Source organism: Micromonospora sp. NPDC049048 (genome assembly GCF_043197615.1).
Classification (GTDB): domain Bacteria; phylum Actinomycetota; class Actinomycetes; order Mycobacteriales; family Micromonosporaceae; genus Micromonospora.
Window position 1 is genome coordinate 265,236 of record NZ_JBICTM010000003.1, and the last position, 22,425, is coordinate 287,660.

Annotated in this window: 21 protein-coding genes and 2 pseudogenes; 18 read left to right on the forward strand and 5 right to left on the reverse strand. The window is 74.9% G+C overall.

Annotation, left to right across the window (positions count from 1 at the left end):
* Positions 1 to 6 precede the first annotated feature (6 nt).
* On the reverse strand, positions 7 to 588 hold the full coding sequence (locus ACGFIG_RS11805) for a dihydrofolate reductase family protein (RefSeq protein WP_393001839.1): 582 nt from the start codon (positions 586 to 588) through the stop codon (positions 7 to 9).
* Between the two features lie 74 nt (positions 589 to 662).
* On the opposite strand from ACGFIG_RS11805, the gene ACGFIG_RS11810 reads away from it, so the two are divergent.
* The 3 genes from ACGFIG_RS11810 (at position 663) to ACGFIG_RS11820 (ending at position 2,954) form a co-directional block, all read left to right on the forward strand.
* A complete protein-coding gene (locus ACGFIG_RS11810; protein ID WP_393001841.1) occupies positions 663 to 1,241 on the forward strand; it encodes a TetR/AcrR family transcriptional regulator in 579 nt (192 codons plus the stop codon).
* Positions 1,242 to 1,260: 19 nt separating this feature from the next.
* The gene (locus tag ACGFIG_RS11815; protein ID WP_393001843.1) at positions 1,261 to 1,740 is read left to right on the forward strand and encodes a GNAT family N-acetyltransferase; all 480 of its coding nucleotides are present in this window, start codon (positions 1,261 to 1,263) and stop codon (positions 1,738 to 1,740) included.
* Between the two features lie 68 nt (positions 1,741 to 1,808).
* Positions 1,809 to 2,954 (forward strand): polysaccharide pyruvyl transferase family protein, encoded by a 1,146-nt coding sequence (locus tag ACGFIG_RS11820; RefSeq protein ID WP_393001845.1) that lies wholly within the window; start codon positions 1,809 to 1,811, stop codon positions 2,952 to 2,954.
* Positions 2,955 to 2,987: 33 nt separating this feature from the next.
* Here ACGFIG_RS11820 and ACGFIG_RS11825 read toward each other — a convergent pair whose 3' ends face one another.
* Complete coding sequence (locus ACGFIG_RS11825) at positions 2,988 to 3,194, reverse strand: hypothetical protein (protein WP_393001847.1); 207 nt, start codon at positions 3,192 to 3,194, stop codon at positions 2,988 to 2,990.
* A gap of 84 nt (positions 3,195 to 3,278) precedes the next feature.
* On the opposite strand from ACGFIG_RS11825, the gene ACGFIG_RS11830 reads away from it, so the two are divergent.
* Positions 3,279 to 3,800 carry a DinB family protein gene (locus ACGFIG_RS11830; protein WP_393001849.1) on the forward strand — a complete coding sequence of 174 codons (522 nt, stop codon included), beginning with the start codon at positions 3,279 to 3,281 and terminating at the stop codon, positions 3,798 to 3,800.
* Between the two features lie 82 nt (positions 3,801 to 3,882).
* Here ACGFIG_RS11830 and ACGFIG_RS11835 read toward each other — a convergent pair whose 3' ends face one another.
* Positions 3,883 to 4,755, reverse strand: coding sequence for a carbohydrate kinase family protein (locus ACGFIG_RS11835; RefSeq protein ID WP_393001851.1), 873 nt, complete (start codon positions 4,753 to 4,755; stop codon positions 3,883 to 3,885).
* A 136-nt stretch (positions 4,756 to 4,891) separates the two neighbouring features.
* Here ACGFIG_RS11835 and ACGFIG_RS11840 point away from each other — a divergent pair.
* The 3 genes and pseudogenes from ACGFIG_RS11840 to ACGFIG_RS11850 all read left to right on the forward strand — a co-directional run.
* A pseudogene (locus tag ACGFIG_RS11840) lies at positions 4,892 to 5,486 on the forward strand (ATP-dependent helicase); the annotation flags it as partial.
* Positions 5,487 to 5,557: 71 nt separating this feature from the next.
* A pseudogene (locus tag ACGFIG_RS11845) lies at positions 5,558 to 8,041 on the forward strand (DEAD/DEAH box helicase); the annotation flags it as partial.
* A complete protein-coding gene (locus tag ACGFIG_RS11850; protein ID WP_393001853.1) occupies positions 8,038 to 9,033 on the forward strand; it encodes an SWIM zinc finger family protein in 996 nt (331 codons plus the stop codon). The pseudogene ACGFIG_RS11845 and the gene ACGFIG_RS11850, both read left to right, overlap by 4 nt.
* A gap of 102 nt (positions 9,034 to 9,135) precedes the next feature.
* Here ACGFIG_RS11850 and ACGFIG_RS11855 read toward each other — a convergent pair whose 3' ends face one another.
* Complete coding sequence (locus tag ACGFIG_RS11855) at positions 9,136 to 9,393, reverse strand: DUF3040 domain-containing protein (protein ID WP_393001854.1); 258 nt, start codon at positions 9,391 to 9,393, stop codon at positions 9,136 to 9,138.
* Between the two features lie 471 nt (positions 9,394 to 9,864).
* Between ACGFIG_RS11855 and ACGFIG_RS11860 the strand changes: the two genes are divergently transcribed.
* From ACGFIG_RS11860 to ACGFIG_RS11880, 5 genes are all read left to right on the forward strand, one after another.
* Positions 9,865 to 11,937: a DUF1800 family protein gene (locus tag ACGFIG_RS11860; RefSeq protein WP_393001856.1), complete on the forward strand. Its 2,073-nt coding sequence runs from the start codon at positions 9,865 to 9,867 to the stop codon at positions 11,935 to 11,937.
* An 8-nt stretch (positions 11,938 to 11,945) separates the two neighbouring features.
* On the forward strand, positions 11,946 to 13,325 hold the full coding sequence (locus ACGFIG_RS11865; protein WP_393001858.1) for a DUF1501 domain-containing protein: 1,380 nt from the start codon (positions 11,946 to 11,948) through the stop codon (positions 13,323 to 13,325).
* Positions 13,322 to 14,743, forward strand: coding sequence for a ferric reductase-like transmembrane domain-containing protein (locus ACGFIG_RS11870; RefSeq protein WP_393001860.1), 1,422 nt, complete (start codon positions 13,322 to 13,324; stop codon positions 14,741 to 14,743). The genes ACGFIG_RS11865 and ACGFIG_RS11870 overlap by 4 nt, the downstream gene beginning before the upstream one ends.
* 10 nt (positions 14,744 to 14,753) lie before the next feature.
* On the forward strand, positions 14,754 to 15,341 hold the full coding sequence (locus tag ACGFIG_RS11875) for an FMN-binding protein (protein WP_393001862.1): 588 nt from the start codon (positions 14,754 to 14,756) through the stop codon (positions 15,339 to 15,341).
* A gap of 103 nt (positions 15,342 to 15,444) precedes the next feature.
* On the forward strand, positions 15,445 to 16,167 hold the full coding sequence (locus ACGFIG_RS11880) for an FAD:protein FMN transferase (protein ID WP_393002883.1): 723 nt from the start codon (positions 15,445 to 15,447) through the stop codon (positions 16,165 to 16,167).
* Between the two features lie 245 nt (positions 16,168 to 16,412).
* On the opposite strand, the gene ACGFIG_RS11885 is transcribed toward ACGFIG_RS11880, so the two are convergent.
* Positions 16,413 to 17,084 (reverse strand): bifunctional DNA primase/polymerase, encoded by a 672-nt coding sequence (locus ACGFIG_RS11885; protein WP_393001864.1) that lies wholly within the window; start codon positions 17,082 to 17,084, stop codon positions 16,413 to 16,415.
* 245 nt (positions 17,085 to 17,329) lie between these two features.
* On the opposite strand from ACGFIG_RS11885, the gene ACGFIG_RS11890 reads away from it, so the two are divergent.
* The 6 genes from ACGFIG_RS11890 (at position 17,330) to ACGFIG_RS11915 (ending at position 22,365) form a co-directional block, all read left to right on the forward strand.
* On the forward strand, positions 17,330 to 18,559 hold the full coding sequence (locus tag ACGFIG_RS11890) for a helix-turn-helix domain-containing protein (RefSeq protein WP_393001866.1): 1,230 nt from the start codon (positions 17,330 to 17,332) through the stop codon (positions 18,557 to 18,559).
* A 16-nt stretch (positions 18,560 to 18,575) separates the two neighbouring features.
* Positions 18,576 to 19,148, forward strand: coding sequence for a flavoprotein (locus ACGFIG_RS11895; RefSeq protein WP_393001868.1), 573 nt, complete (start codon positions 18,576 to 18,578; stop codon positions 19,146 to 19,148).
* 181 nt (positions 19,149 to 19,329) lie between these two features.
* A complete protein-coding gene (locus ACGFIG_RS11900; protein ID WP_393002885.1) occupies positions 19,330 to 20,160 on the forward strand; it encodes a Nif3-like dinuclear metal center hexameric protein in 831 nt (276 codons plus the stop codon).
* Complete coding sequence (locus tag ACGFIG_RS11905) at positions 20,157 to 20,894, forward strand: zinc ribbon domain-containing protein (RefSeq protein ID WP_393001870.1); 738 nt, start codon at positions 20,157 to 20,159, stop codon at positions 20,892 to 20,894. The genes ACGFIG_RS11900 and ACGFIG_RS11905 overlap by 4 nt, the downstream gene beginning before the upstream one ends.
* A gap of 4 nt (positions 20,895 to 20,898) precedes the next feature.
* Complete coding sequence (locus ACGFIG_RS11910; protein WP_393001872.1) at positions 20,899 to 22,122, forward strand: bifunctional RNase H/acid phosphatase; 1,224 nt, start codon at positions 20,899 to 20,901, stop codon at positions 22,120 to 22,122.
* Between the two features lie 162 nt (positions 22,123 to 22,284).
* Entirely contained in the window at positions 22,285 to 22,365 is an 81-nt protein-coding gene (locus ACGFIG_RS11915; protein WP_393002887.1) for a putative leader peptide, read from the forward strand.
* The last annotated feature ends 60 nt before the right edge of the window (positions 22,366 to 22,425 follow it).

Here is a 22,425-nt window from a genome sequence, read left to right on the forward strand (position 1 = left end):
GAACGGCTACCCGGCCTCGGCGGGGCGGGCGTAGTGGAGCATGACGACTCCGCTGTCGAACGGGCGGGTGTCGACCAGGTCGAACCGGCGCGGGTCGAATCCCCGGGCGGTGAGCGGGATGCCGCTGCCGACCACGTACGGGTTGAGCTTGATGATCAGCTCGTCGACCTCGGGTAGGAGCTGGCCGGCGAGCTGGGCGCCGCCGCAGAGCCAGATGTCGCGGCCGGGTTGGCGCTTCAGCTCCCGGACGAACTCGACCGGGTCCGTGGAGACGATCTCCACCTCCGGCTCGGCGGCCGGCGGCAGAGTGCGGGAGAAGACGTACTGCGTGAGGTGGGCGTACGGGCTCGTGACGCCCAGCTGTAGTGCCGGGTCGTAGGTGGCCCGGCCCATCAGCACCGCGTCGAAGCGGCCCGTCGCCTCGTCGATGCCGAACTGCGGGTGGACGAACGTCGGGAGCGTCTGGGACCAGTTGGCCGCCACGTGGGCGGCCAGGTCGGGGGCCAACCCCAAGAAGTCGTACGACCCGTCGGGGGCGGCGATGAAGCCGTCGAGGGTGCTGGCGACGTAGTACACGAGCTTGCGCAAACCGTTCTCCAATCACTACGGGTGTCGTGGATGAAGCTACTACACGCGTAGTGGTTGTTGCTACGGTGTTTCCCATGGCGAGGAACGTGGAACGACGGGCGGCGCTGGCGGACGCGGGGCTGCGGGTGCTGGCGGCCACCGGGGCGCGGGGGCTCACCCACCGGGCGGTCGACACCGAGGCGGGGGTGCCGACCGGCACCGCCTCCAACTACTTCCGCTCCCGCGACGCGCTGCTCGGCGCCCTCGGCGAGCGGATCATGGAGCGGTTCGCCCCCGACGAGCGGGTCCTGGCCGAGCTGGCCGCCCGCGAGCCGTCGCTGGAGCTGTTCACCGACTACCTGCGCTACATCGTCGAGCGGACCACCCGGCAGCCCGACCTCACCCGGGCCCTGATCGAGCTGCGGCTGGAGGCGGCCCGCCGCCCCGACCTGGCCCGGATCCTCGGCGACACCCTGCGGCGGGGCTACCGCGACGACGTGGCGTTCCATCTCGCCTCCGGATTACCGGGTGGCGCGTTCGAGGTCGCTCTGCTGCACTACGCCGTGGACGGGCTGCTGCTCGACCTGCTCGGCACGTCCATCGAGGCGGGATTCGACCCCGACGACGTGGTCGTGGCGTTCGTGTCCCGGCTGGTCGGCACCGCCGACCGGTGAGTCCGGGGGAGGGGGAGGCGTGGTGGAGTTGGTGCCGATGACGGCCGACGAGTTCGCGCGGCTGCGGGAGCCGCTCGTGCGCTCGTACGCCGAGGCGATGACCGCCGACCGCGGCCTGCCCCCGCCCGTGGCCCTGGAGCGGGCCACCACCCAGCTGCGGGAACTCCTTCCCGACGGGGTCGACTCCGCCGGCTCCCTGCTGCGTACGGCCCGGGTGGGTGACGTCGAGGTCGGGTGGATCTGGGTCTCGCTGCCCGGCAGCCCCGCCGGGCCCCACACCGCGTGGCTCAACAACGTCGAGGTGCATCCCGGACATCGGAGACGGGGGCACGGGCGGCGGATGATCCAGCTCATCGAGGCGGAACTCGCCGCGCTCGGGGCGCCCGAGCTGGGGCTGAACGTCTTCGGCTCCAACACCGGGGCCATCCACCTCTACCGCAGCCTCGGCTACCGCGTCGCCGCCCAGCAGATGACGAAACGGATCTCCCCCGCGAGCTGAGCCGCGTCAGGAGTGTTCCCCCGCCCAGCGGGAAACCCCGCCCGGACGCACCTGGGGAGGAGCGACGGATGACGCGTGACGGCGGACTGACCATCGGGGTGCTGGGCTCGTACGGCGGTCGCAACCTCGGCGACGAGGCGATCCTCAGCGGCCTCCTGGCCGATCTGCGGGAGCAGGAGCCGAGCGGGCGGATCATCGTCTTCTCCCGGAACCCGGAGCACACCCGCCTCGCCCATCCCGACGTGGAGGCGGTGCCCTGGGAGGGGATCAGCCGGACCGACTCGGCGCTGGTGCTGGCCCAGCTCGACGTGCTGATCCTCGGCGGCGGCGGCATCCTCTACGACCGGGAGGCCCGCCGCTACCTGCGGGTGGTGCGGGTCGCCCAGGAGCGGGGCCTGCCGCTGCTGACGTACGCGGTGGGGGTCGGGCCGCTCAGCGAGGGCGTGGACACCGGCATGGTCCGGGAGACCCTGGCCAGCGCCACCCAGGTGACCGTACGGGACCAGGAGTCCCGGATGATGCTGGAGGAGGCGGGGCTGCTCAACCCGATCACCGTCACCGCGGACCCGGCGTTCCTGATCGAGCCCGAGGACTTCCCGGCCGAGCTGCTGCGGGAGGAGGGCGTGCCGGCCGGCAAGCGCCTCATCGGGATGAGCGTGCGGGAGCCCGGCCGGGCGGCCGAGCGCCTCGACGTCGACGGTTACCACCGTCTGCTCGCCCAGATCGGCGACTTCCTGGTGCACCGGATAGACGCGTACGTGCTCTTCGTCCCGATGGAGCGCGACGACATCCGGCACTCGCACGGCGTGCTGTCGCACATGGTCGCCGCCGAGCGGGGCCGGATCCTGCACGGCACCTACTCGCCCCACCAGGTGCTCGGGCTGATGCGCCACTTCGACCTGGCCGTGGGCATGCGACTGCACTTCCTGATCTTCGCCGCGATGGCCGGCACGCCGTTCCTGCCGCTGCCGTACGCCGGCAAGGTCTTCGACCTGGCCCAGCGGCTCGGGGTGCCGGCGCTGCGCGGCGTCGAGCGGGAGGTGGAGGGCCCGCTGCTGGCGGAGGTCGACCGGCTCTGGGACGAGCGCGAGCAGCGGGCCGAGGCCACCGCCCGGCGGGTGGCCGAGGTGTGCGACGAGGCCCGGGGGACCGCGCAGGTCACCCGCGCGGTGCTGGACAGCCTGCGCGCCCGCGCCCTGACCCGGGTGGGCTGAGCCGCCTCGGAGCGCGGGTGGGTTGAGCCGCCTTCAGACCGCCGGCCCGCGCCAGCGGTAGCACCACCGGTCGGTCTCGCCCTCCACGGACTCAAGTTCGTAGATCTCCGCCTCGGCCAGGCCCTTCGCGCCGAGGTGGTGATGGGTCAGCGGCGGGCGGCCGTTCGGGTCCAGCTCCACGGTGACGGTCTCGCCGTCGGCCACGCCACCCGCCAGGGGGATCTGCACCGTTGATGCCATGCGTCCCATCCTGCCGCGCCCGGGCGGAGCCCGCAGCGGATAGCGGGGCAGCGAGGCGCGGTGCCCCGGTACTAGGGTCGGTGGATGGCGGAGATGGCAATCGACCCCACCCTCGGGCCGGTGCTCGCGCGCACCGGCGACGAGCGGGCCGTGCTCGAGTCGTTCCTCGACTTCCACCGGGGGGTGCTGCTGCGCAAGCTGCGCGGGCTCTCCGACGCCGACGCGGCCCGCCGGCTGGTGCCCTCGGCCACCACCGTCGCCGGTCTCGTCAAACACCTCACCCTGGTCGAGCGGAACTGGTTCCCGTGCCTGCTGGCCCCCGGCCCGGACGACGTCTACCTGAGCACCGAGGAGGACGGGCTGGCCAGCTTCACGCTCACCGAAGACGACACCGTCGAACGGCTCGCCGCCGCGTACGAGCAGGCCTGCGCCCGCTCCCGGGAGGTCGCCGCCCGGTTCGACCTCGACCACGTCGTGCCGCAGCCGCAACTCGGCGAGGTGTCGCTGCGCTGGATCCTGGTGCACATGATCGAGGAGACCGCCCGGCACGCCGGGCACGCCGACATCCTGCGCGAGCTGACCGACGGCGCCACCGGCGCGGTCTGAGCGTGCGGCCCGGTCGACAGAAGTCCGTACGGCCCGCCCCGCCGCCGACGCGCTGACCGGGCGCCGGCGACGAGCCGCGCCGTCAGCGACGCGGCAGCAGGCCGGGCGGATACTCCATCCCGTCGTGGGTGCAGGCCGCCGCGGCGACCCGGGCCGCGTACGCCGCCGCGTCGGTCAGCGCCGCGCCGCGCAGCCGCCCGGCGATCACGCCCGCCGCGAAGGCGTCCCCCGCGCCGTTGGTGTCGACGACCGGCGCGGGCGGCACGGCGGCGGGCACCCGCGTCGGGTCGCCCGTGCCGGAGTGCACCTCGGCGCCGTCCGCGCCCCGGGTCACCAGCACCGTGCGGGGCGCCAGCGCGGCGGCGAGCGCGCCGGCCCCCGCACCCAGCCGCACGCCACTGACGAAGACGAGGTCGGCCACCTCGGCGAAGGGCCGGTGGTAGGCGTTCGTTCCGTCCCAGTCGTGCAGGTCGGTGGAGAGGGCGACGCCGTCGGGCAGCGCGGCACGCAGGGCCGGCAGCAGCGGAAGTGTCCAGTCCATGATCGTCAGGTGGACGTGGGTCGCTGCCCGGGCCAGCGCCGTCAGCTCGCCCGCCGGAAACGGGGGCGGCCCGTGCCAGGGGCGCGGGTCGTAGAGCGACATGCGCCGGCCGGCCGGGTCGACCAGGCTCACCGACCGCCGGGTGCCGGCGGGGGCCTCACCCAGCACGGCGTGCACGGAGGTACGGGCCAGCGCGGCCCGGACCACGTCGCCGGCCGGGTCGGCGCCGACGACGTCCACCAGCGCCACCCGGAGCCCCAGCGCGTGCCCCGCGAGCGCCACCCCGGCGCCGGTGTTGCCGATCCGCAGGTCGATCGGGTCGACCGGTACGGAGTCGGCGGCCGGCAGCGGGATCTCCGGCACCCGCACCCGCACGTCGACACCGAGACCGCCGATCACGAGAAGGTCGTACACCCGCCCGACCCTAGCCCCGCCGTCCGCTCCCGGCCGCCCGGCTGTCGGCCGTCGCGGAAGCGGCCGGCGGCGTGCTGGTCGGGGCCGGCGGGGCCGGACCGATATCCTCGCCGGGTCGTCGCGAGGAGGGGGACACGTGCTGGTCGTCCACGGGGTCTGGCGTCCGGACGCCGGGCTCGCCGTCTGGGCCGAGGACAGCACGCTGCCGGCCCACGCGCCGCGCCGCCCGGGCCGGGCGCCCCGGGAACGGCCGCACCCGTTCGCCGCCGACCACGCCACGCTCGCCGCCGCGCTGGCCGCGACGGCCGAGCCGACCGACCTCGGCACGGCCCTGCTCACCCTCCCCACCCGGTCCGGCGCGCCGCTGGACTCGCCGGAACTCGTCCGCCCCGAGGTCGCCGGGGCGGTCCGCGGGGCGGTCACCCTCGCCGGGTGGCGGGTCCCCGTCCTGCGGTACGCCTCCGATGCCGCGCTGACCCTGCTGCGCGGCCTCGCCGAGCTGGCCGCCGTGCCGGGCGCGACCCTGCGCCACCTCGCCGAGCTGGCCGACTTCGCGGTCGACCTGACGACCCGGGGCCGGGTCCTGCCCGGCCTCGCCGAACCGTCGGAGGCCGGCGGGAACCGGGCGGAGGTCACCGCCCGCGCGGTGTGGCGACCGCTGCTGACCGGCACCGACGCCGCCTGGGCCAGGGCGCTGGCGCTGGCCCTGCCCCCGGCCGCCCGCGCCGCCAGGGGCCAGGACGGACCGGGGCGTCGCCGTGCCGCCGCCGGCACGCCGTCCCGCCCCGACACCGACCACGCGCCGGGCGCGCTGGTCGCCGACGCGCTCGACGCGCTCGCCGACGCCGCCGTCCGGGCCGCCCTGGCGGAGACCGCACTGGCCCGGGGCGTACGCCCGAACGGCGCCGTGCCGGCCTGGCTGGCCGCGCTCACCGGGCCGGTGCGGGAGTTCGCCGCCGACCTGGCCGGGCTGGACACCCTCCGCGCCGAGCTGGACGCCTGGCAGCGCGACGCGGCCGGCGGCGCGGTACGGGCGAGCTTCCGCCTGGTCGAGCCGCTGGCCGAGGAGGTCACCGAGCCGGTCGTCGTGGTGCCCGCCGAGCCGGCGGCGACGGTGGGCGCGCCCGGGCGGTGGCGGGTCGAGTTCGGCCTCCAGGCGGCCGACGAGCCGAGCCTGCACGTGGACGCCGGGCAGGTCTGGCGGGCACCGGAGACCGTCGCCGGGCTGGCCGGTCGCGGCGACGACCCACAGGAGACCCTGCTCGCCGAGCTGGGCCGCGCCAGCCGGCTCTGGCCCGAGCTGGACACCGCCCTGCGCGCGGCCACCCCGGAGGCCCTGGAACTGGACGTCGAGGGGGCGCACCGGTTCCTGCGCGAGGGCGCACCGGTGCTGCACGCCGCCGGGTTCGCCGTGCTGCTGCCGTCCTGGTGGCGGCGCCCGTCGTCCCGGCTGGGCGCCCGGTTGCAGGCCCGCAGCCGGACGGCCCCGGGCACCGTCGCCGCCACCGTCGGCGGGGTGGGGCTGGACGCCCTCGTCGACTACCGCTGGGAGGTGTCCCTCGGCGACCAGCCGCTCACGGCCGAGGAGCTGGCGTCGCTGGCCGCGCTGAAGACCCCGCTGGTGCGGCTGCGCGGGCAGTGGGTGGAGCTGGACCCGAAGCGGCTCGCCGCCGGCCTGCGGCTGCTCCGCTCCTCCGGCGAGCTGACCGTCGCCGACCTGCTCCGGCTCGGCCTGGCCGACGCCGAGCAGCCGGACGCGCTGCCCGTGCTGGAGGTCAGCGCCGACGGCGCGCTGGGCGACCTGCTCGCCGGGGCGGTGGAGCGGCGGCTCACCCCGCTGGACCCGCCGCCGGCGTTCCACGGCACGCTGCGGCCGTACCAGCGTCGGGGGCTGGCCTGGCTGGCGTTCCTCCAGTCCCTCGGGCTCGGCGGGGTGCTCGCCGACGACATGGGGCTGGGCAAGACGGTGCAGCTGCTCGCCCTGCTCGCCGGAGACCCGCCGGGCGCCGGCCCCACCCTGCTGGTCTGCCCGATGTCGCTGGTGGGCAACTGGCAGCGGGAGGCGGCGCGGTTCACGCCGGGGCTGCGCGTACACGTGCACCACGGCGCGGAGCGGGCGCGGGGCGAGGCGTTCGCCACGGCCGTGCACGACGCGGACCTGGTCCTCACCACCTATTCGGTCGCGGCCCGCGACGCGGTCGACCTGGCCGGCATCGACTGGCGGCGGGTCGTGGTCGACGAGGCCCAGGCCATCAAGAACGCCGCCACCCGGCAGGCCGAGGCCGTCCGCGCACTGCCCGCCCGGCACCGGATCGCCGTCACCGGGACGCCGGTGGAGAACCGGCTGGCGGACCTCTGGTCGATCATGCAGTTCGCCAATCCGGGGCTGCTGGGACCGGCGGCGACCTTCCGCAAGAAGTACGCCGAGCCGATCGAGCGGCACGGCGACGCCGAGGCGGCCGAGCGGCTGCGCCGGATCACCGGCCCGTTCGTGCTGCGCCGGCTCAAGACCGACTCCTCGATCATCTCCGACCTGCCGGAGAAGCTGGAGATGGAGGTGCTCTGCAACCTCACCGCCGAGCAGGCCTCGCTCTACCGGGCGATCGTCGACGACATGCTGGCCCGGATCGAGTCCACCGACGGCATCGAGCGACGGGGGCTGGTGCTCGCCGCCATGACCCGGCTCAAACAGGTCTGCAACCACCCCGCGCAGCTGCTGCGCGACGGCTCGGCGCTGCCCGGCCGCTCCGGCAAGCTGGCCCGCCTGGAGGAGATCCTGGAGGAGGTCCTGGCGGCGGGGGAGCGGGCCCTGCTCTTCACCCAGTACGCCGAGTTCGGCGGCATGCTGCGCGGGCACCTGTCGGCCCGGTTCGGCCGCGAGGTGCTCTTCCTGCACGGCGGGGTCGGCAAGGCCGACCGGGACGCCATGGTCACCCGGTTCCAGTCCCCCCGGGGACCGGCGATCTTCGTCCTGTCCCTGAAGGCCGGCGGCACCGGGCTCACCCTCACCGAGGCAAACCACGTGGTGCACGTCGACCGGTGGTGGAACCCGGCGGTCGAGGACCAGGCCACCGACCGGGCGTTCCGCATCGGCCAGCGGCGCCGGGTGCAGGTCCGCAAGTTCGTCTGCGCCGGCACGGTGGAGGAGAAGGTGGCGGCGCTGATCGCCGACAAGCGCAGCCTCGCCGCCTCGGTCGTCGGTACCGGCGAGCAGTGGGTCACGGAGCTGTCCACGACGCAACTGCGCGAGCTGTTCACGCTGGAGGCCGGGGCGGTGGTGGAGTGAGCGGGCAGCCGGCGAGCGGCCGGTTCGCCGACTACGGCCCGCCGCGCCGGGTCGACGGCGGGCTGAAGGCGCGCAGTACGCGCGGCGCCATCGGCCGGTCCTGGTGGTCGCGGCGGTTCCTGGAGGTGCTGGAGTCCTTCGCCCTCGGCACCCGGCTGACCCGTGGCAGGTCGTACGCGCGGGCGGGTCAGGTGATCCGCCTGGACGTCGCCGCCGGCACCGTCGCCGCCGCCGTGCAGGGCTCCCGCCCGCGACCGTACGAGGTGAGCATCGCCCTGCCGGTGTTCCCGGAGGCGCTCTGGGCCCGCGTCGAGGCGGAGTTGGCCGCCCAGGCGTTCTTCAGCGCCCGGCTGCTCGCCGGCGACCTGCCCCCGGAACTGGAGGAGCTGTTCGTCGCGGCCGGCGCCCCGCTCTTCCCCGCCGACGTGGCGGAGCTGCGTCAACGGTGCAGCTGCCCCGACTTCGCCGTCCCCTGCAAGCACCTGGCGGCCACGTTCTACCTGCTCGCCGAGGCGTTCGACGCGGACCCGTTCCAACTGCTGCACTGGCGGGGACGCAGCCGGGCCGAGCTGCTCGACCGGCTGCGCGTCCTCCGGGCCGGCGCCGTGGGCGGCGGCGAGCCGCCGGCAGTCGCACCGGACGGCACGCGCGCTGCCGCGCCGTCCGGGCGGGACGACGCTGAGCAGGGCGCCGCAGCGCCGGCCGGATCCGTCGTCGGGCACGCGGACCTGACCGGGTCGAAGGCCGGCCGGGACACCGTGGACGTCGCCCCGGTCGGGGCCGCGCGGGCGCTCGCCGGCCTGCCGTCGGCGCCACTGGCCGACGCGGTCGACCGGTTCTGGCTGCCGCCGGTGCCGTTGCCCGACCGGCCACCGAGCCTGTCGACCGGACCGGATCTGCTGCTGCGGCAGCTCGGCGCGCCGGCCCCCGCGATCGGCGGGCCCGGCCTCGTCGAGCGGCTGCGGCGGGCGTACCGGCTGCTCGGCCCGTGAGGCCGGCGGCGGACGACGTCCCCCGGCCGACCCGCCGGCCCGCCGACCGACCCGGCCGAGGGCGCCGGCACCTGCTGCGCGCAGGCCGAACGGGATCCCGGGTCACAGCCACCGGCGGCGCAACCACCACATGACCGCGGCGTTGGCCACCAGGAGTACCGCGCAGATGGCCCCGGCCACCCGCCCGGCCAGCACGGTCATCGCCGGCAGCGAGGCCCACAGCACGATGGTCAACAGCAGCAGCCATCGGCCGCGCCGGCCCCGGGCCCGGTTGTCGAGCCTGGCGAAGAACGCCGGATCGCTCTCCCGGAGCTGACGGGTGATCTGCTCGAACCTGCGCTGATCCTCTTTGCTGAGCATGTGCCTTCCCCTCACGTGTTCAGCGGTTCGGCGGCATACCCGCTGTGGTGGCGGCTCACGCTCCGGTCCTGCTCCTACTTTGCGGCACCGTCCGGGCGGCGCACCCGGGCCGTGTGGAGTCGCCCTCGGAGAGCGCGGGGAAGTCGCCTCAGCGCAGGCTTAGCCGTACCTTAAATTTGCCTGTGACGATGAATGTGCCCGCCCGTGCCGTTCCGTCGGCTGTCGTCGCGTCCGGTCCCGGCCGTGGCGCGTACGCCCTGCTCGCGAGGTCCGTACCGGCGTGTGCGGAATTCGGCCGTCGCCGACCGGTGCTGAGCGCCGTCTTAAGTGCCGTCCCGGGGGCTTCCGGCGCTGCTTGATGGCGCTCGGACGCTTCACTACCTTGCGGGGCAACCCCCTCAGGCACGAGCCGCCGCACCTGCACCCGTGCCCGGTGTCAGTCGTCGCGGCGCAGCAGAAACGGATTGGTACATGGCCGACCAGAATGTGCCACCACGTCTACCGCGGGACGACCGCGGCTGGGACGGACGGCAGTACCCCGGCGCCGACCGTCACCGCGACAGCCACGCCCCCACCCCGTACGGCCACGACGCGCGCGCCCCGCACCAGAGTGGACACGCCCCCGACCCGCAGGGGCGGTACGCCAACGCCGGTCAGCCGCCCGCGCGCGGGCCGCAGTGGGTCGGCCCGGAGGGCTTCGGCCGGCAGGCCGCCGCGCCGTCGCCCGGCCCCGGACTGCCCAACCTGGACGACGGCGACGAGCCCGGCGGGAAGGTCGGCCGACGCAAGGCCCTCGCCGCCCTCGGCGGCACCGCGGCCGTGGTCGCCGGTGGCGCCGCCCTGGCGATGAGCCCGCAGATCCGCAGCCTCTTCGGCGACGGGGCGGTCGCCGCTGACGCCACCGGCACCACGGTCACCGACGGCACCCCCGCCCGTCCCAGCGGGCAGCAGCCGAGCACGGTGCGCACCTACACCGAGCAGAACGAGAGCTACATGGGCTCCCGGGCCGGCGAGGCGTTGAAGAAGAACGCGCCGACCGGCGGCCGGACCTTCTCCGGGCCGGCTGCCGCCGCCGCGGAGACCAAGGTGACCGTCAAGACGGTGCTCGCCAAGGACCCGGTGCTGCACCTGGCCCGCCGCGCCACCTTCGGCGCCACCGGGCAGGTCCTCGCCGACATCAAGGAGCGGGGCATCGACGGCTGGCTGCGCTGGCAGCTCGACCCCGACAAGATCGCCCCGACGAAGGCCGAGCTGAAGCTGGCCGAGCTGCCGACGCTGAAGCTCAGCACCGCGCAGCTGCGTGAGCAGCGCGAACAGCTCAACGAGCGCGGTGCACAGCCGGAGAAGGAGATGGTGGACGCCACCATCGCCCGGCAGATCTGGTCGAACCGGCAGCTCTTCGAGGTGATGGTCGACTTCTGGAACGACTTCCTGCACGTCGCCGCGGACTTCGACGGCGGCGAGGTCCACCGCGCGTCCTTCGACCGGGACGTCGTCCGGGCGCACGCCCTCGGCAGCTACCCCGAGATGCTGCTGGCCGCGAACCGGCACCCGGCGCTGCTGCTCTACCTCAACCAGAACGACTCCCGCGCCGACGCGGTCAACGAGAACCTGGCCCGGGAGAACCTGGAGCTGTACTCGGTGGGCGTCGACGGCGGCTACACCGAGAAGGACGTCCGGCAGGCGGCCCTGCTCCAGACCGGTCGCGGCGTCAGCGACGGCAAGTACGTGTTCCGCCCGGAGCGGCACTACGTCGGCAAGGTGAAGGTCCTCGGCTTCACCCACGCGAACGACTCGAAGGACGCGAAGAAGGCCGAGGCGGCCATCGACGCGTACATCACCTACATCGCGCTGCACCCGTCCACCGCGAAGTACGTGGCGCAGAGCCTGGCCACCCGCTTCGTCTCGGACACCCCGCCGAAGTCCCTCGTGGAGCGGCTGGCGAAGTCGTACAGCCTGAACAAGGGCATGATCAAGCCGGTGCTGATGACGCTGTTCAGCTCCTCCGAGTTCTGGGCGGCGGTGGGCCAGAAGGTGCGCCGGCCGATGGAGTACCTGGTCGCCACGTACCGGGCCCTCGGGGTCTCCCCGGAGGCGTCGCCGAAGCACGACAACGGCGACAGCAAGCGCACCCCGTACGCCCGGGGGCTGCGGCAGGTCCACGACCGGATGCGCGAGCTGGGCCAGTACCCGATGGGCCAGCCCACCCCCGACGGCTACCCGGACGTCTACGTGGCCTGGACCTCGGCCGGCACGATGGTCAACGGCTGGAACGAGGCGGGCGAGCTGCTCGCCGGCCGGCGCACCGTCTTCACCTACACCCCGGCCGAGAAGCTGGTGGCCAGACCCCCGGCCACCGCCGGGGCGTACGTGGACGCGCTGGCCCTGCGGCTGGTGGGTCAGAAGCTGAGCGCCCGGGAGCGGTCCCTGATCCTCGGCGTGGCCGGCGTGTCGGCCGGCGACAAGGTCGACGCCACGTTCGACGGGGCCGTCACCGCCGTAGCGCGGGCGATCCTCGCTTCCCCCCAGCACCACCTCCGGTGAGGCACCCGATGGAGAAGACTGTGCACACGTTCCCCCTGCACCCCGAATGCCCCGACCTGCGGCGGCTGGCCGACAACCCGGCCGAGGCGCTGCTGCGGGCCGAGGCCGACATCGTCGCCGCCGAGAACGCCGCCGAGGCCGACCGCTACCGGCGGCTGGAGGACCTGGAGGAGGCCCAGCAGGACGGTCGCGGCGTGACCCGGCGGACGTTCGTGGCCGGCGCCGCCGCCACGGCCACCGCCCTCGCGACGGCCCAGTTCGTCACCACCTCCGCCTCGTTCGCCGCGACGAAGACCGGCACGCTGATCCACGTCTTCCTCTACGGCGGGCTGGACGGGCTGAGTCTGGCGGCGCCGGCGGACGATCCGGTGCTCGCCAAGGCCCGCCCCGACCTGCTGCTCGGCGACGACTCCCTGGCGCTGGGGCGCGGCTTCAAGCTGACCAGCGCGTTCAAGCCGCTGGAGCCGTGGCTGAAGAGCGGCAATCTGGGCTTCGTCCCGGCGGTCTCCGACGAGCGGCTCTCCCGCAGCCACTTCCAGGCCGCGGACGCCTGCAACCTCGGCGGCCTGCCCAGCGAGACCGGCGGCCGGGGCTGGCTGGACAGCCTGGTCGACACGCTCGGCACGGGCACCGCGTTCCGCAGCGTCGGCATCGGCAGCACGCTGCCCCGTTCGCTGGTCGGCACCAACGGCGCGATCTCGCTCAACAGCGTCGGCTCGCTGCGGCTCAACGGCGACGACCGGTACCGGGCCGCGACCGAGAAGGCGATCAAGGGGCTCTTCACCGGGATCAACCACCCGGTGCAGGAGGCCGTGCAGGACGGCCTGGGCGCGCTGGCCACCGCGCAGCGCCTCGCCGCGAAGCCGTACCAGGCGGCCGAGGGCGTCGAGTACAAGGGCGTCGGGTACGCGTTCCAGCAGCTCGCCCAGCTCATCAAGGGCGGGGCGAACGTCCGGGTCGCCACCGTCGGGATGGGTGGCTACGACACCCACGAGAACCAGGGCACCCGCGACGGCGGTCAGCTGCACCGGCGGCTGAACGAGCTGGCCAGCGCCATGGCGGCGTTCTTCACCGACCTGGGGGAGAAGTCGGCCGACGTGACCATCATGGTCTCCAGCGAGTTCGGCCGGCGGGTCGCCTCCAACGGCGGTGGCACCGACCACGGCCACGGCGGGGTGGTCACCGTGCTCTCCGGGCGCAAGCTCGCCGGCTCGCTGCTGGGCACCTGGAACGGGCTGAACGACCTGGACTCCGGCGACGTGCCCGAGTACAACAACATGTTCAACGTCTACGGGGCCGTCGCCCAGGGCCGCTTCGGGCTCACCAACGCGGAGGTGGACAAGATCTTCCCCCGGCAGAAGTACCGCCCGATGAAGCTGTACGCGTGACGTACCCGCGCACCCACGCCGCCGGCCGCCGCGCCGGGACGACCCCGTCCCGCCGCGGCGGCCGGCCGGCTGCGGACGTACGCCCGCTGGTGCCGCCGCGGCGCGGGCCCGGCGGCCGGCGGCTGCTGGCCGTGCTGCTCGTCGTCGGCCTCCTCGCCAGCGTGCTGCCCTGGTGGCTGGACACCCCGCCCGGGTCGCTGCGGACGACCGCCGCCACCGTGACCGCCGCCGGCCAGATCGCCGGCCTGGTCGCCGGCTACCTGCTGCTCGTGCAGGTGCTGATGATGAGCCGCCTGCCGGTGCTGGAGCGGTGGGCCGGCGGCGAGCGGATCGCCCGCTGGCACCGCGACGTCGGGGCCACCCTGCTGGTCGCCGTGCTCGCGCACGCGTCGCTGATCCTGGTCGGCTACGCCGGCCTGGAGGACAACCCGGTGCTCACCGAGGCCGGCGTGCTGCTGCGCGACTACGAGGACATGGTCTCCGCGTTCGCCGCCGCCGGGATCCTGGTGCTGGTCGGCCTCACCAGCGTCCGGGCGATCCGGACCGTGCTGCCCTACGAGCTGTGGCACGCCCTGCACCTGTCGAGCTACGCGGTGCTGCTGCTCGGCTTCGCCCACCAGTTCAGCAACGGCGCGCAGCTGTTCCGGCCCGGCCCGGTGCGCACCGGGTGGATCGCGATGTACGCGCTCGTGCTCGCCGCCCTGCTCTGGGGCCGGGTGCTCGCGCCGCTGGCGTTCAACCTGCGGCACCGGCTGCGGGTCGCCGACGTGGTCGCCGAGAGCCCGGACACCGTCTCCATCTACCTGACCGGCGACCGGCTGGAGCGGCTGGAACTGCTCGGTGGGCAGTTCTTCCGCTGGCGCTTCCTCGCCCGGGGCTGCTGGTGGCAGGCGCACCCGTTCTCGGTCTCCGCCGCCGCGAACGGCCGCTGGCTGCGGCTCACCGTCAAGGTGGTCGGCAGGCACACCGCCGACCTGCGTGACCTGGAACCGGGCACACGGGTCTGGGCGGAGGGGCCGTCGGGCACCTTCACCGCCGCCCACCGGACCCGGGAGCGGGCCCTGCTGATCGCGGGCGGCAGCGGGATCACCCCCATCCGGGCCCTGCTGGAGGAGCTGCCGCCCGGCGCCGCGCTGATCTACCGCGCCCGTACCCCGGCCGACGTCCTGCTGCACCGCGAGCTGGACTGGCTCGCCGAGGCCCGCGACACCGCGATCTGGTACGTCGTCGGCTCCCGGGATGATGCCGGGCCACGCCAGGTGATGAGCCCGGACGGGCTGCGCCGGCTGGTGCCCGACGTCGCCCGGCGCGACGTCTACCTCTGCGGACCCCCCGGCCTGGTCGAGCAGTCGCTGCGGGCGCTCCGCGAGGCCGGCGTGCCCCGCCGGCAGATCCACCTCGCCACGTTCGAGCTGTAGGAAGGCCCCCATGCGTCGCGCTCTGCTCGCGATCACCGGCCTGGCGGCCGGCACCACCGCCATGGTGGTGCTGAAGGGCTCGCCGGGCACCAGCCCGGTCGCCCGGGACCTGCCGGCGGCGCCTCCGCCGGTGGCCCCCGCGCCCGCCGGTCCGACCCCGACCGACGGCGCGGTCTCCGCCGCGCCGTCGCCGGCCGGCACCAGCGCGTCCCCCCGGCCCGGCCGTACCGCCGCCCGCCCGCCGGCGAGCCGGCCCGACGCCACCACCCGGGCGCCGTCCGCGCCGCGTACCACCACCAGACCCGCCGCGCCGACCACGCGCACCGTCACGGGACCGGTCGTGGAGAACGAGTACGGCAACGTCCAGGTGCAGATCACCCTCTCCGGTACGCGGATCGTCGACGTGGTGGCCCTGGAACTGCCCGAGAAGACCGCCCAGTCCGACCAGCGCAGCGAGCAGGTGGACGGCCGCTACAGCGGCACCTCGGGGCTGGTGGTGCAGCGGCAGAGCGCCGACGTGGACACCGTCTCCGGGGCGACCGCCACGAGCACCTCGTACAAGCAGTCGTTGCAGGCCGCCATCGACCGGGCGAACTGACGTGCCGGCGACGGGCGGGTGCCCGCCGGCGGTGGTGGCGCGGGCCGACGCGGGCGGGCACGCACCGGCGACCAGGCCGGGGCTGCGGCGGGTCGAGCAGGTCATGGGCACCGCCATCAGCCTCGACCTCGCCGACGACCTGCCCGCCGCCGAGATCAACGAGCTGGCGTCGGGGGTGTTCGCCTGGCTGCGCGAGGTCGACGCCCGGTTCAGCACGTACCGGGCGGACAGCGAGGTGTGCCGCGTCGACCGGGGCGAGTTGCGGCCCGCCGAGGCCAGCGCGGACCTGCGGGCCGTGCTGGCGCGCTGCGCCGACCTGTGGCAGGCCACCGACGGCTTCTTCGACGCGTACGCCACCGGGCGGCTCGACCCGTCCGGCTACGTGAAGGGCTGGGCGGTGCAGGTCGCCTCGGACCGGCTGCTCGCGGCCGGGGCGGCGAACCACTGCCTCAACGCCGGCGGCGACGTGCGGGTACGCGGCCACTCCCCGGCCGGGCGACCGTGGCGGATCGGCGTGCGGCACCCGTGGGACGCGATGTCCACGTGTCTCGTGCTGGCCGGCACCGACCTGGCCGTGGCCACGTCCGGCGTCTACGAGCGCGGCCACCACGTGCTCGACCCGCGTCGGGGCGTACCGGCCACCGGGCTGCGCTCGGTCACCGTGGTCGGGCCGGACCTCGGGCTGGCCGACGCGTACGCCACGGCGGCCGTCGCGATGGGCCCGGCCGGCCTGGGCTGGCTCGACGGCCTGCCGGGGCACCGGCACGCGGTCGTCACCGACGACGCCCGGCTGCTGCACTCCACCGGCCTGCCCCTGGCCGACTGAGGATCAGCGGAAGGGGCGGGTGACGGCCGGACGGGAGCCGACGGGTCGGGGGCGTCCCGGGCGGGAGCCGACGGGACGGGTGACCGGCCAGCGGCGGCGCGGCCGGTGGTGCCGCGGCGGCGGCTCCGTGCCGTCCGGCTGGCGCGTGGTGTCGTCGGTGGACATGTAACCCCCGCTCCCGGCGCGGGTGCGCCGTCGTGGTACCCAACGAGCGCCGACCCCCGGGCGTCGCTGTCGGCCCGGCGTCACATGCCCCGGCGCGGCAGCGGCAGGTGCCCGGGGAGCAGGTCGGAGGTGAGCGTGACGCCGGTAGCCCGCAGGGCCTCGATCAGCGCGTTCTGCACCAGATAGGAGTCGGGGAGTTGCCAACGGGCCTGTTCGGGCGCCACCGCCCACCGCACGGTGCCCTCCGGCAGCCGGGTCGGCGGGGCGGGGATCCACGAGCCCGCCCCGTGCCGGACCACGTGGAAGCAGTGCTCCAGTTCGGGGCGGAGCGGGTCGCCGGGGCGGACCAGGAACATCCAGCGGCCGGTCGGGGTCACCAGCACCGGCCCGCGTACGCCGACGCCGGCCGGGTGCGTCCGGACCGCGTCCAGCACGTGCCGGCCGAGGTGCGTCGGCACCTCCAGCACGTCGAACGCCCGCCCGGTGGGCAGCAGCACCCCGTGGGGCCGGGTACGCCACCAGGTCGCGACCCGGGCCGGGTCGGCGCTCGCCGCGTGCTCCCAGTTCTCCAGCGCGGGATGGCAGCCGACCGTCGGGCAGCCGGCCCGCCCGCAGACGAAGCGGCTGCGGGCCAGGCAGGCGCCGGGGGTGACGTCCCAGCCGTGCAGGGCGTAGCGCACCGCCACCCGGCGCAGCCGTACCCGCTCCAACGGGGACAGTTGAACGACGCGCGGCGCGACATTCCCCCACATGTGCCATCTCCCCTCGCCGGACCCCGGCCGGTGCCCAGGTCGCATGTCGAGCACCGTCACTGCCGTAATCCGCGATCGTTGAGCTGACGAACGGCTGATGCAACTTGCACGAAAACTACGAGGACTGGCTGTACGGCTGACGCACACGCTGTGCGACCAGCGAAAACCTGAGCACGTACGGATCGCCGAAACCGGGAGACCGGCCGGCACGCCCGCTCGAGCGGGCACTGGGGAGGAACGGGTAGATGGAGGAATTGCCCATCGGGCGGCGGGTGGCCTACTGGCGGGTGCGGCGCAAGATGTCGCAGCAGGTCTTCGCGGATCGGCTGGGCAAGTCGAAGAGCTGGGTGGACAAGGTCGAGCGCGGGGTGCGCCGGCTGGACAAGTTCTCCGTCGTCTACGAGATCGCCGCCATCCTCCAGGTCGACGTGCAGCTGCTGCTGGGCAAGGACCCCGAGCGGCGTACGGACGCGCTGAACTGCATCGACCAGGTGGAGGTGCAGGAGATCCGGGCGGCCCTGGAGCGCTACGACTCGATGAGCGCGTACTTCGACGCCGTGTCGTACCCGCCGCCCCTGGCCGACATGCGCAAGGCCGTCAACCACGCCTGGCTCACCTACCAGTACGGCCGGTACGGGATGCTCACCCGGGCGCTGCCGAAGCTGCTGCGCGACGCGCAGGCCGCCGACGCCGGCCACGGCGGCGACCAGGCCCGCGAGGCGGCCCACCTGCTCGGGCAGGTCTACCAGATCGCCTCCTCGGTGCTGCGCAAGCTGGGCGAGTGCGACCTGGCCTGGCTGGCCGCCGACCGCTCGATGGCGGTCGCCCAGCGTGCCGACGACCCGCTGCTGGCCGGCATCGCCACCACCCGGGTCTGCAACGCGCTGGTGGCCATGGGCCGGCCCCGGCCCGCCCTCGAACTGAACGTCACCATCGCCAACCGGCTCGCCCCGGGTGGCGACAACGAGGCGTCCCCGGCCCTGCTGTCGGTCTACGGGATGCTGCTGTTGCAGGGCGCGATGGCCGCCGCCCGGATCGGCGACTCCGCCACGGTCGACGACCTGATCAACGGCGCGCACGAGGCGGCCCTCCTGCTGGGCGGCGACCACAACCACTACTGGACCTCGTTCGGGCCGACCAACATCGAGCTGCACCGCGCGGCGGCGGCGGTCGAGCTGGGCGACGGCGGCCGGGCGGTGGAGGTGCACCAGAAGCGGATCCAGGAGGCGGCGTTCAACGCGCTGCTGCCCGAGCGCCGGGCCCACCACCTGCTCGACATCGCCCGGGGCTTCGCCCACATCGGCGACGTGGCCAACGCGGGCGAGATGCTGCTGCGCGGTGACCGCCTCGCGCCGTCGGAGATCCGCTGCCGGCCGATCGCCCACGAGGTGATGTCGGACATCCTGCGTCGCACACGTGGTGCGCCGCCTTCTCCGATTGCGGAGTTGGCTGAGCACATGGGAGTAGGGGTATGAGCGCGGAGCCGGCCTGATGACCGGCCCGCACCCGAGCAGCGAGCGCCGTGAGGTGCTCTACGTCATCGCCTGCGGTTCGCCGCTGGCCCGCCACGTCGGCCGGCTCGTCGAGCTGGCCCACCAGGACGGCTGGGACGTCTGCGTGGTCACCACGCCGGACGGCGCCAAGTTCGTCGACCGGGCCGCGCTGGCCCGGCAGACCGGCCATCCGGTCCGCACCCACTACAAGAATCCGGGCGACCTGGACGTGCTGCCGCAGGCGGACGCGTTCATCGTCTGCCCGGCGACGGTCAACACCGTCAACAAGTGGGCGGCCGGGATCACCGACACGCTGGCCCTCGGGCTGCTGGTGGAGGGGCAGGGGCTGGGCGTACCGGTGGTGGCGGTGCCGTACACGAACGCGGCGATGGCGAACCATCCGGCCTTCCGCGCCGGCATCGCCCGGCTCGCCGAGTGGGGGGTCACGGTGCTCTTCGGCGACGACGTCGTGCCGTTGCACCCGCCGGGCACCGGCGAGCGCCACGTGGACTCCTTCCCGTGGGCCCTGGGCCTGGCCGCCGTACGGGACCGGCTCTGCCCCGTCGCCTGAAGCGTGAGGAAGGGTCCCCCGCTGACGCACAGCGTTGGCGAGGGACCCTTCCCCGCTCGTGGCGCGCCAGCACGGCGGTGGGACACGCCGTCGCGTCGGTGGGCGACACCCTCGGCCGCAGCCAGCGCCGGTAAGCTGGCCCGCCGTGAGCACCAACGCAGTCCCGCCGACCGTCGCCGACGTGGTCGCCGAGCTGGAGCGGCACTATCCGCCGGCCTGGGCCGAGGACTGGGACCGGGTCGGGCTGGTGCTCGGTGAGCCGTCCGCCCCGGTACGCCGGGTCCTCTGCGTGGTCGACGTGGTGCCGGAGACGGTCGCCGAGGCGCTCGACGCCGCCGTCGACATGATCGTCGCCCACCATCCGCTGCTGCTGCGCGGCGTCTCCTCGGTGGCCCCCACGACCTACAAGGGCCGCATCGTCCACCAGCTCATCAAGTCCGACGTCGCGCTGTACGTCGCGCACACCAACGCCGACGTGGCCGCCCCGGGGGTCTCCGACGCCCTCGCCGCCCGGTTCGGCCTGACCGGGCTGCGCCCGCTGCACCGGCCCGCGCCCGGCTCGCCCGCGCACGGCGACGGCCGGGGGATCGGCCGCATCGGCGAGCTGCCGGAGCCGATGACGCTGGCGGAGCTGACCCGGCACGCCGCCGCCGTACTGCCCGCCACCACCTGGGGAGTTCGCGCCGCCGGGGATCCCGGGCGTATCGTTCGTACCCTCGCGGTCAGCGGCGGCGCGGGGGACGGCTTCCTCGCCGACGCGACGGCGGCCGGGGTGGACGCGTACCTCACCGCCGACCTGCGCCACCACCCGGCCAGCGAGCACCTGGCCGCCAGCGGCCCGGCCCTGCTCGACGCCGCCCACTGGGCGACGGAACGACCGTGGCTGGACGACCTGGCCGCCCTCCTGCGGGAGGCGACGGGTGTCGAGACGCTGGTGTCCGACCGGGACACCGACCCGTGGACCGTACACGCCGCCCCACCCGCGGTGGACGAGAAGGAGCCCCGACCGTGAAGGCTGACCCCAAGGTCCAGCGCCGCCTGCTCGACCTCCAGGCGATCGACACCACCCTCGCCCAGCTCGCCCACCGCCGCCGGTCGCTGCCCGAGCGGGCCGAGCTGGACGCGCTGGCCCGGGAGCTGTCCGCGCTGGAGGACGAGCGGGTCCGCGCCCAGGTGGCGGTCGACGACCTGGATCGGGACATCGCCCGCATGGAGAAGGACGTCGACCAGGTGCGGGCCCGCAAGGCCAAGAACGAGGCCCGGCTGACCGCCGGCACCGGCCCGGCCCGGGAGCTGGAGGCCCTCCAGCACGAGCTGGCCTCGCTCAACCGCCGCCAGGGCGACCTGGAGGACGCCGAGCTGGAGCTGATGGAGCAGCGGGAGACGGCCCAGGGCGTGCTGGACGGCGTCGAGAAGCGGCTCGCGGACGTACGGGAGAAGCGCGACGACGCCGAGCGGCGCCGCGACGCGAGCCTGGCCGAGATCGCCAAGGAGGAGGAGTTCAAGCGCGGCGCCCGCCAGCCGCTGGCGGCCGACCTCCCGGCCGACCTGGTCCAGCTGTACGACAAGATCCGCGAGGACACCGGGCTCGGCGCGGCGCTGCTGACCGCCGGGCGGTGCGGCGGCTGCCGCCTGGAGCTCTCCGGCGCCGACGTGGCCCGCATCCGCAAGGCCGACCCGGACGAGGTCGTCCGCTGCGAGGACTGCCGGCGGATCATGGTCCGCACCAACGAGTCCGGCCTGTAGTCCCGTGGCACCGCGCGTGGTCGTCGTCGAGGCCGACGGCGGGTCCCGGGGCAATCCCGGCCCGGCCGGCTACGGCGCGGTGGTCCGCGACCGGGACACCGGTGAGGTGCTGGCCGAGCGGAGCGAGTCGCTCGGCGTCGCCACCAACAACGTCGCCGAGTACCGGGGGCTGATCGCGGGGCTGGAGGCCGCCGCCGAGGTGGGCGCCGCCGAGGTCGAGGCGAGGATGGACTCGAAGCTCGTGGTCGAGCAGATGTGCGGCCGCTGGCAGATCAAGCACCCCGGGCTGCGTCCGCTCGCCGCGCAGGCCGCCGGGCTGGTGAAGCGCTTCGACGCCGTCCGGTTCCAGTGGATCCCCCGCGAACGCAACCGGCACGCCGACGCCCTCGCCAACGCCGCGATGGACGCCGCCGCCGGCAAGGCCCCGGCCCGGGCCGCCGTCGCGCCGCCGCGCGTCGTGGAGCCGCCGCGCGAGGTCGCCGGCCCCGACTCGCCGGCCCGCGCGCGGGCCCGTGAGGTGGCCGCCCGCGCCGCGTCGGCGTCGACCACGGGCACCGATCCGGCCACCGCGCCCGCCTCCTGGGAGCCGCGCCCGAGCTTCACCGCCACCCGCCTCGTCCTGGTCCGGCACGGCGAGACCCCGTACACCGAGCAGCGCCGCTACTCCGGTCGCGGCGACGTGCCGCTGTCGGAGCGCGGCCGGGCCCAGGTCCGGGCCACGGCCGCCCGGGTGGCCGCGCTGGCCCCGACCGTCGCGGCCGTGGTCAGCTCACCCCTGTCCCGGTGTACGGCGACCGCCGAGGCGATCGCCGAGGCGCTCGGCGGTGTGCCGGTACGCCGCGAGGACGACCTCGTCGAGTGCGACTTCGGGGACTGGGAGGGGCGCACCTTCGCCGAGGTCCGCGAGGAGTGGCCGGGCGAGATGGACGCGTGGCTCGCCTCGACCCGGGTGGCCCCGCCGGGCGGCGAGTCGTTCGCGGACGTCGCCGAGCGCTGCCGCCGCGCGGTCGACGGGCTGTGCCGGGCGTACCCGGGGGAGACCGTGGTGGTGGTCTCGCACGTCTCGCCGATCAAGCTGGTGCTGCGCGACGCCCTCGCGGCCGGCGACGGCTTCCTGCACCGGCTCTTCCTGGACGCGGCCGGCATCTCGGTGCTCGACAGGTGGCCCGACGGCGGGGTGGCCGTCCGCACGGTCAACGACACCGCCCATCTCACCTCCGTCGGCTAACCCGGTCGACGACACCGCCTGCCTCACCCCGGTCGGCCAGCAACGACACCGCCCCGCCGCGCCACCGTCGGCCAGGCGGCGCCGGCGGCAGGATTCGTCAAGGTCGTGACGATCCTGCGAATCCGTTGACAGGCCGCCCGGCAGCCCTTCAAGATCGGTCCCGTGCGAAGCGTCCATCTGACGAAGCGGGGTCACATCGACCTCCTGCGCGTCGCCAGCGCCGCCTGTCGACGCCCCATCTGACGCCGGGTTCTCTCCCCCTCTCTCGCACGCTGCTGGCGTTTCCCGACTCCGCAGGTCTCC

Excerpts from the sequence above, each read along its gene's own strand:
- ACGFIG_RS11890 (WP_393001866.1), top strand. The coding sequence starts at position 17,330 with ATGGAGGAATTGCCCATCGGGCGGCGGGTGGCCTACTGGCGGGTGCGG.
- ACGFIG_RS11830 (WP_393001849.1), top strand. The coding sequence starts at position 3,279 with ATGGCGGAGATGGCAATCGACCCCACCCTCGGGCCGGTGCTCGCGCGC.
- ACGFIG_RS11875 (WP_393001862.1), top strand. The coding sequence starts at position 14,754 with ATGCGTCGCGCTCTGCTCGCGATCACCGGCCTGGCGGCCGGCACCACC.
- ACGFIG_RS11880 (WP_393002883.1), top strand. The coding sequence starts at position 15,445 with ATGGGCACCGCCATCAGCCTCGACCTCGCCGACGACCTGCCCGCCGCC.
- ACGFIG_RS11885 (WP_393001864.1), bottom strand. The coding sequence starts at position 17,084 with ATGTGGGGGAATGTCGCGCCGCGCGTCGTTCAACTGTCCCCGTTGGAG.
- ACGFIG_RS11865 (WP_393001858.1), top strand. The coding sequence starts at position 11,946 with ATGGAGAAGACTGTGCACACGTTCCCCCTGCACCCCGAATGCCCCGAC.
- ACGFIG_RS11895 (WP_393001868.1), top strand. The coding sequence starts at position 18,576 with ATGACCGGCCCGCACCCGAGCAGCGAGCGCCGTGAGGTGCTCTACGTC.
- ACGFIG_RS11825 (WP_393001847.1), bottom strand. The coding sequence starts at position 3,194 with ATGGCATCAACGGTGCAGATCCCCCTGGCGGGTGGCGTGGCCGACGGC.
- ACGFIG_RS11855 (WP_393001854.1), bottom strand. The coding sequence starts at position 9,393 with ATGCTCAGCAAAGAGGATCAGCGCAGGTTCGAGCAGATCACCCGTCAG.
- ACGFIG_RS11860 (WP_393001856.1), top strand. The coding sequence starts at position 9,865 with ATGGCCGACCAGAATGTGCCACCACGTCTACCGCGGGACGACCGCGGC.
- ACGFIG_RS11820 (WP_393001845.1), top strand. The coding sequence starts at position 1,809 with ATGACGCGTGACGGCGGACTGACCATCGGGGTGCTGGGCTCGTACGGC.
- ACGFIG_RS11810 (WP_393001841.1), top strand. The coding sequence starts at position 663 with ATGGCGAGGAACGTGGAACGACGGGCGGCGCTGGCGGACGCGGGGCTG.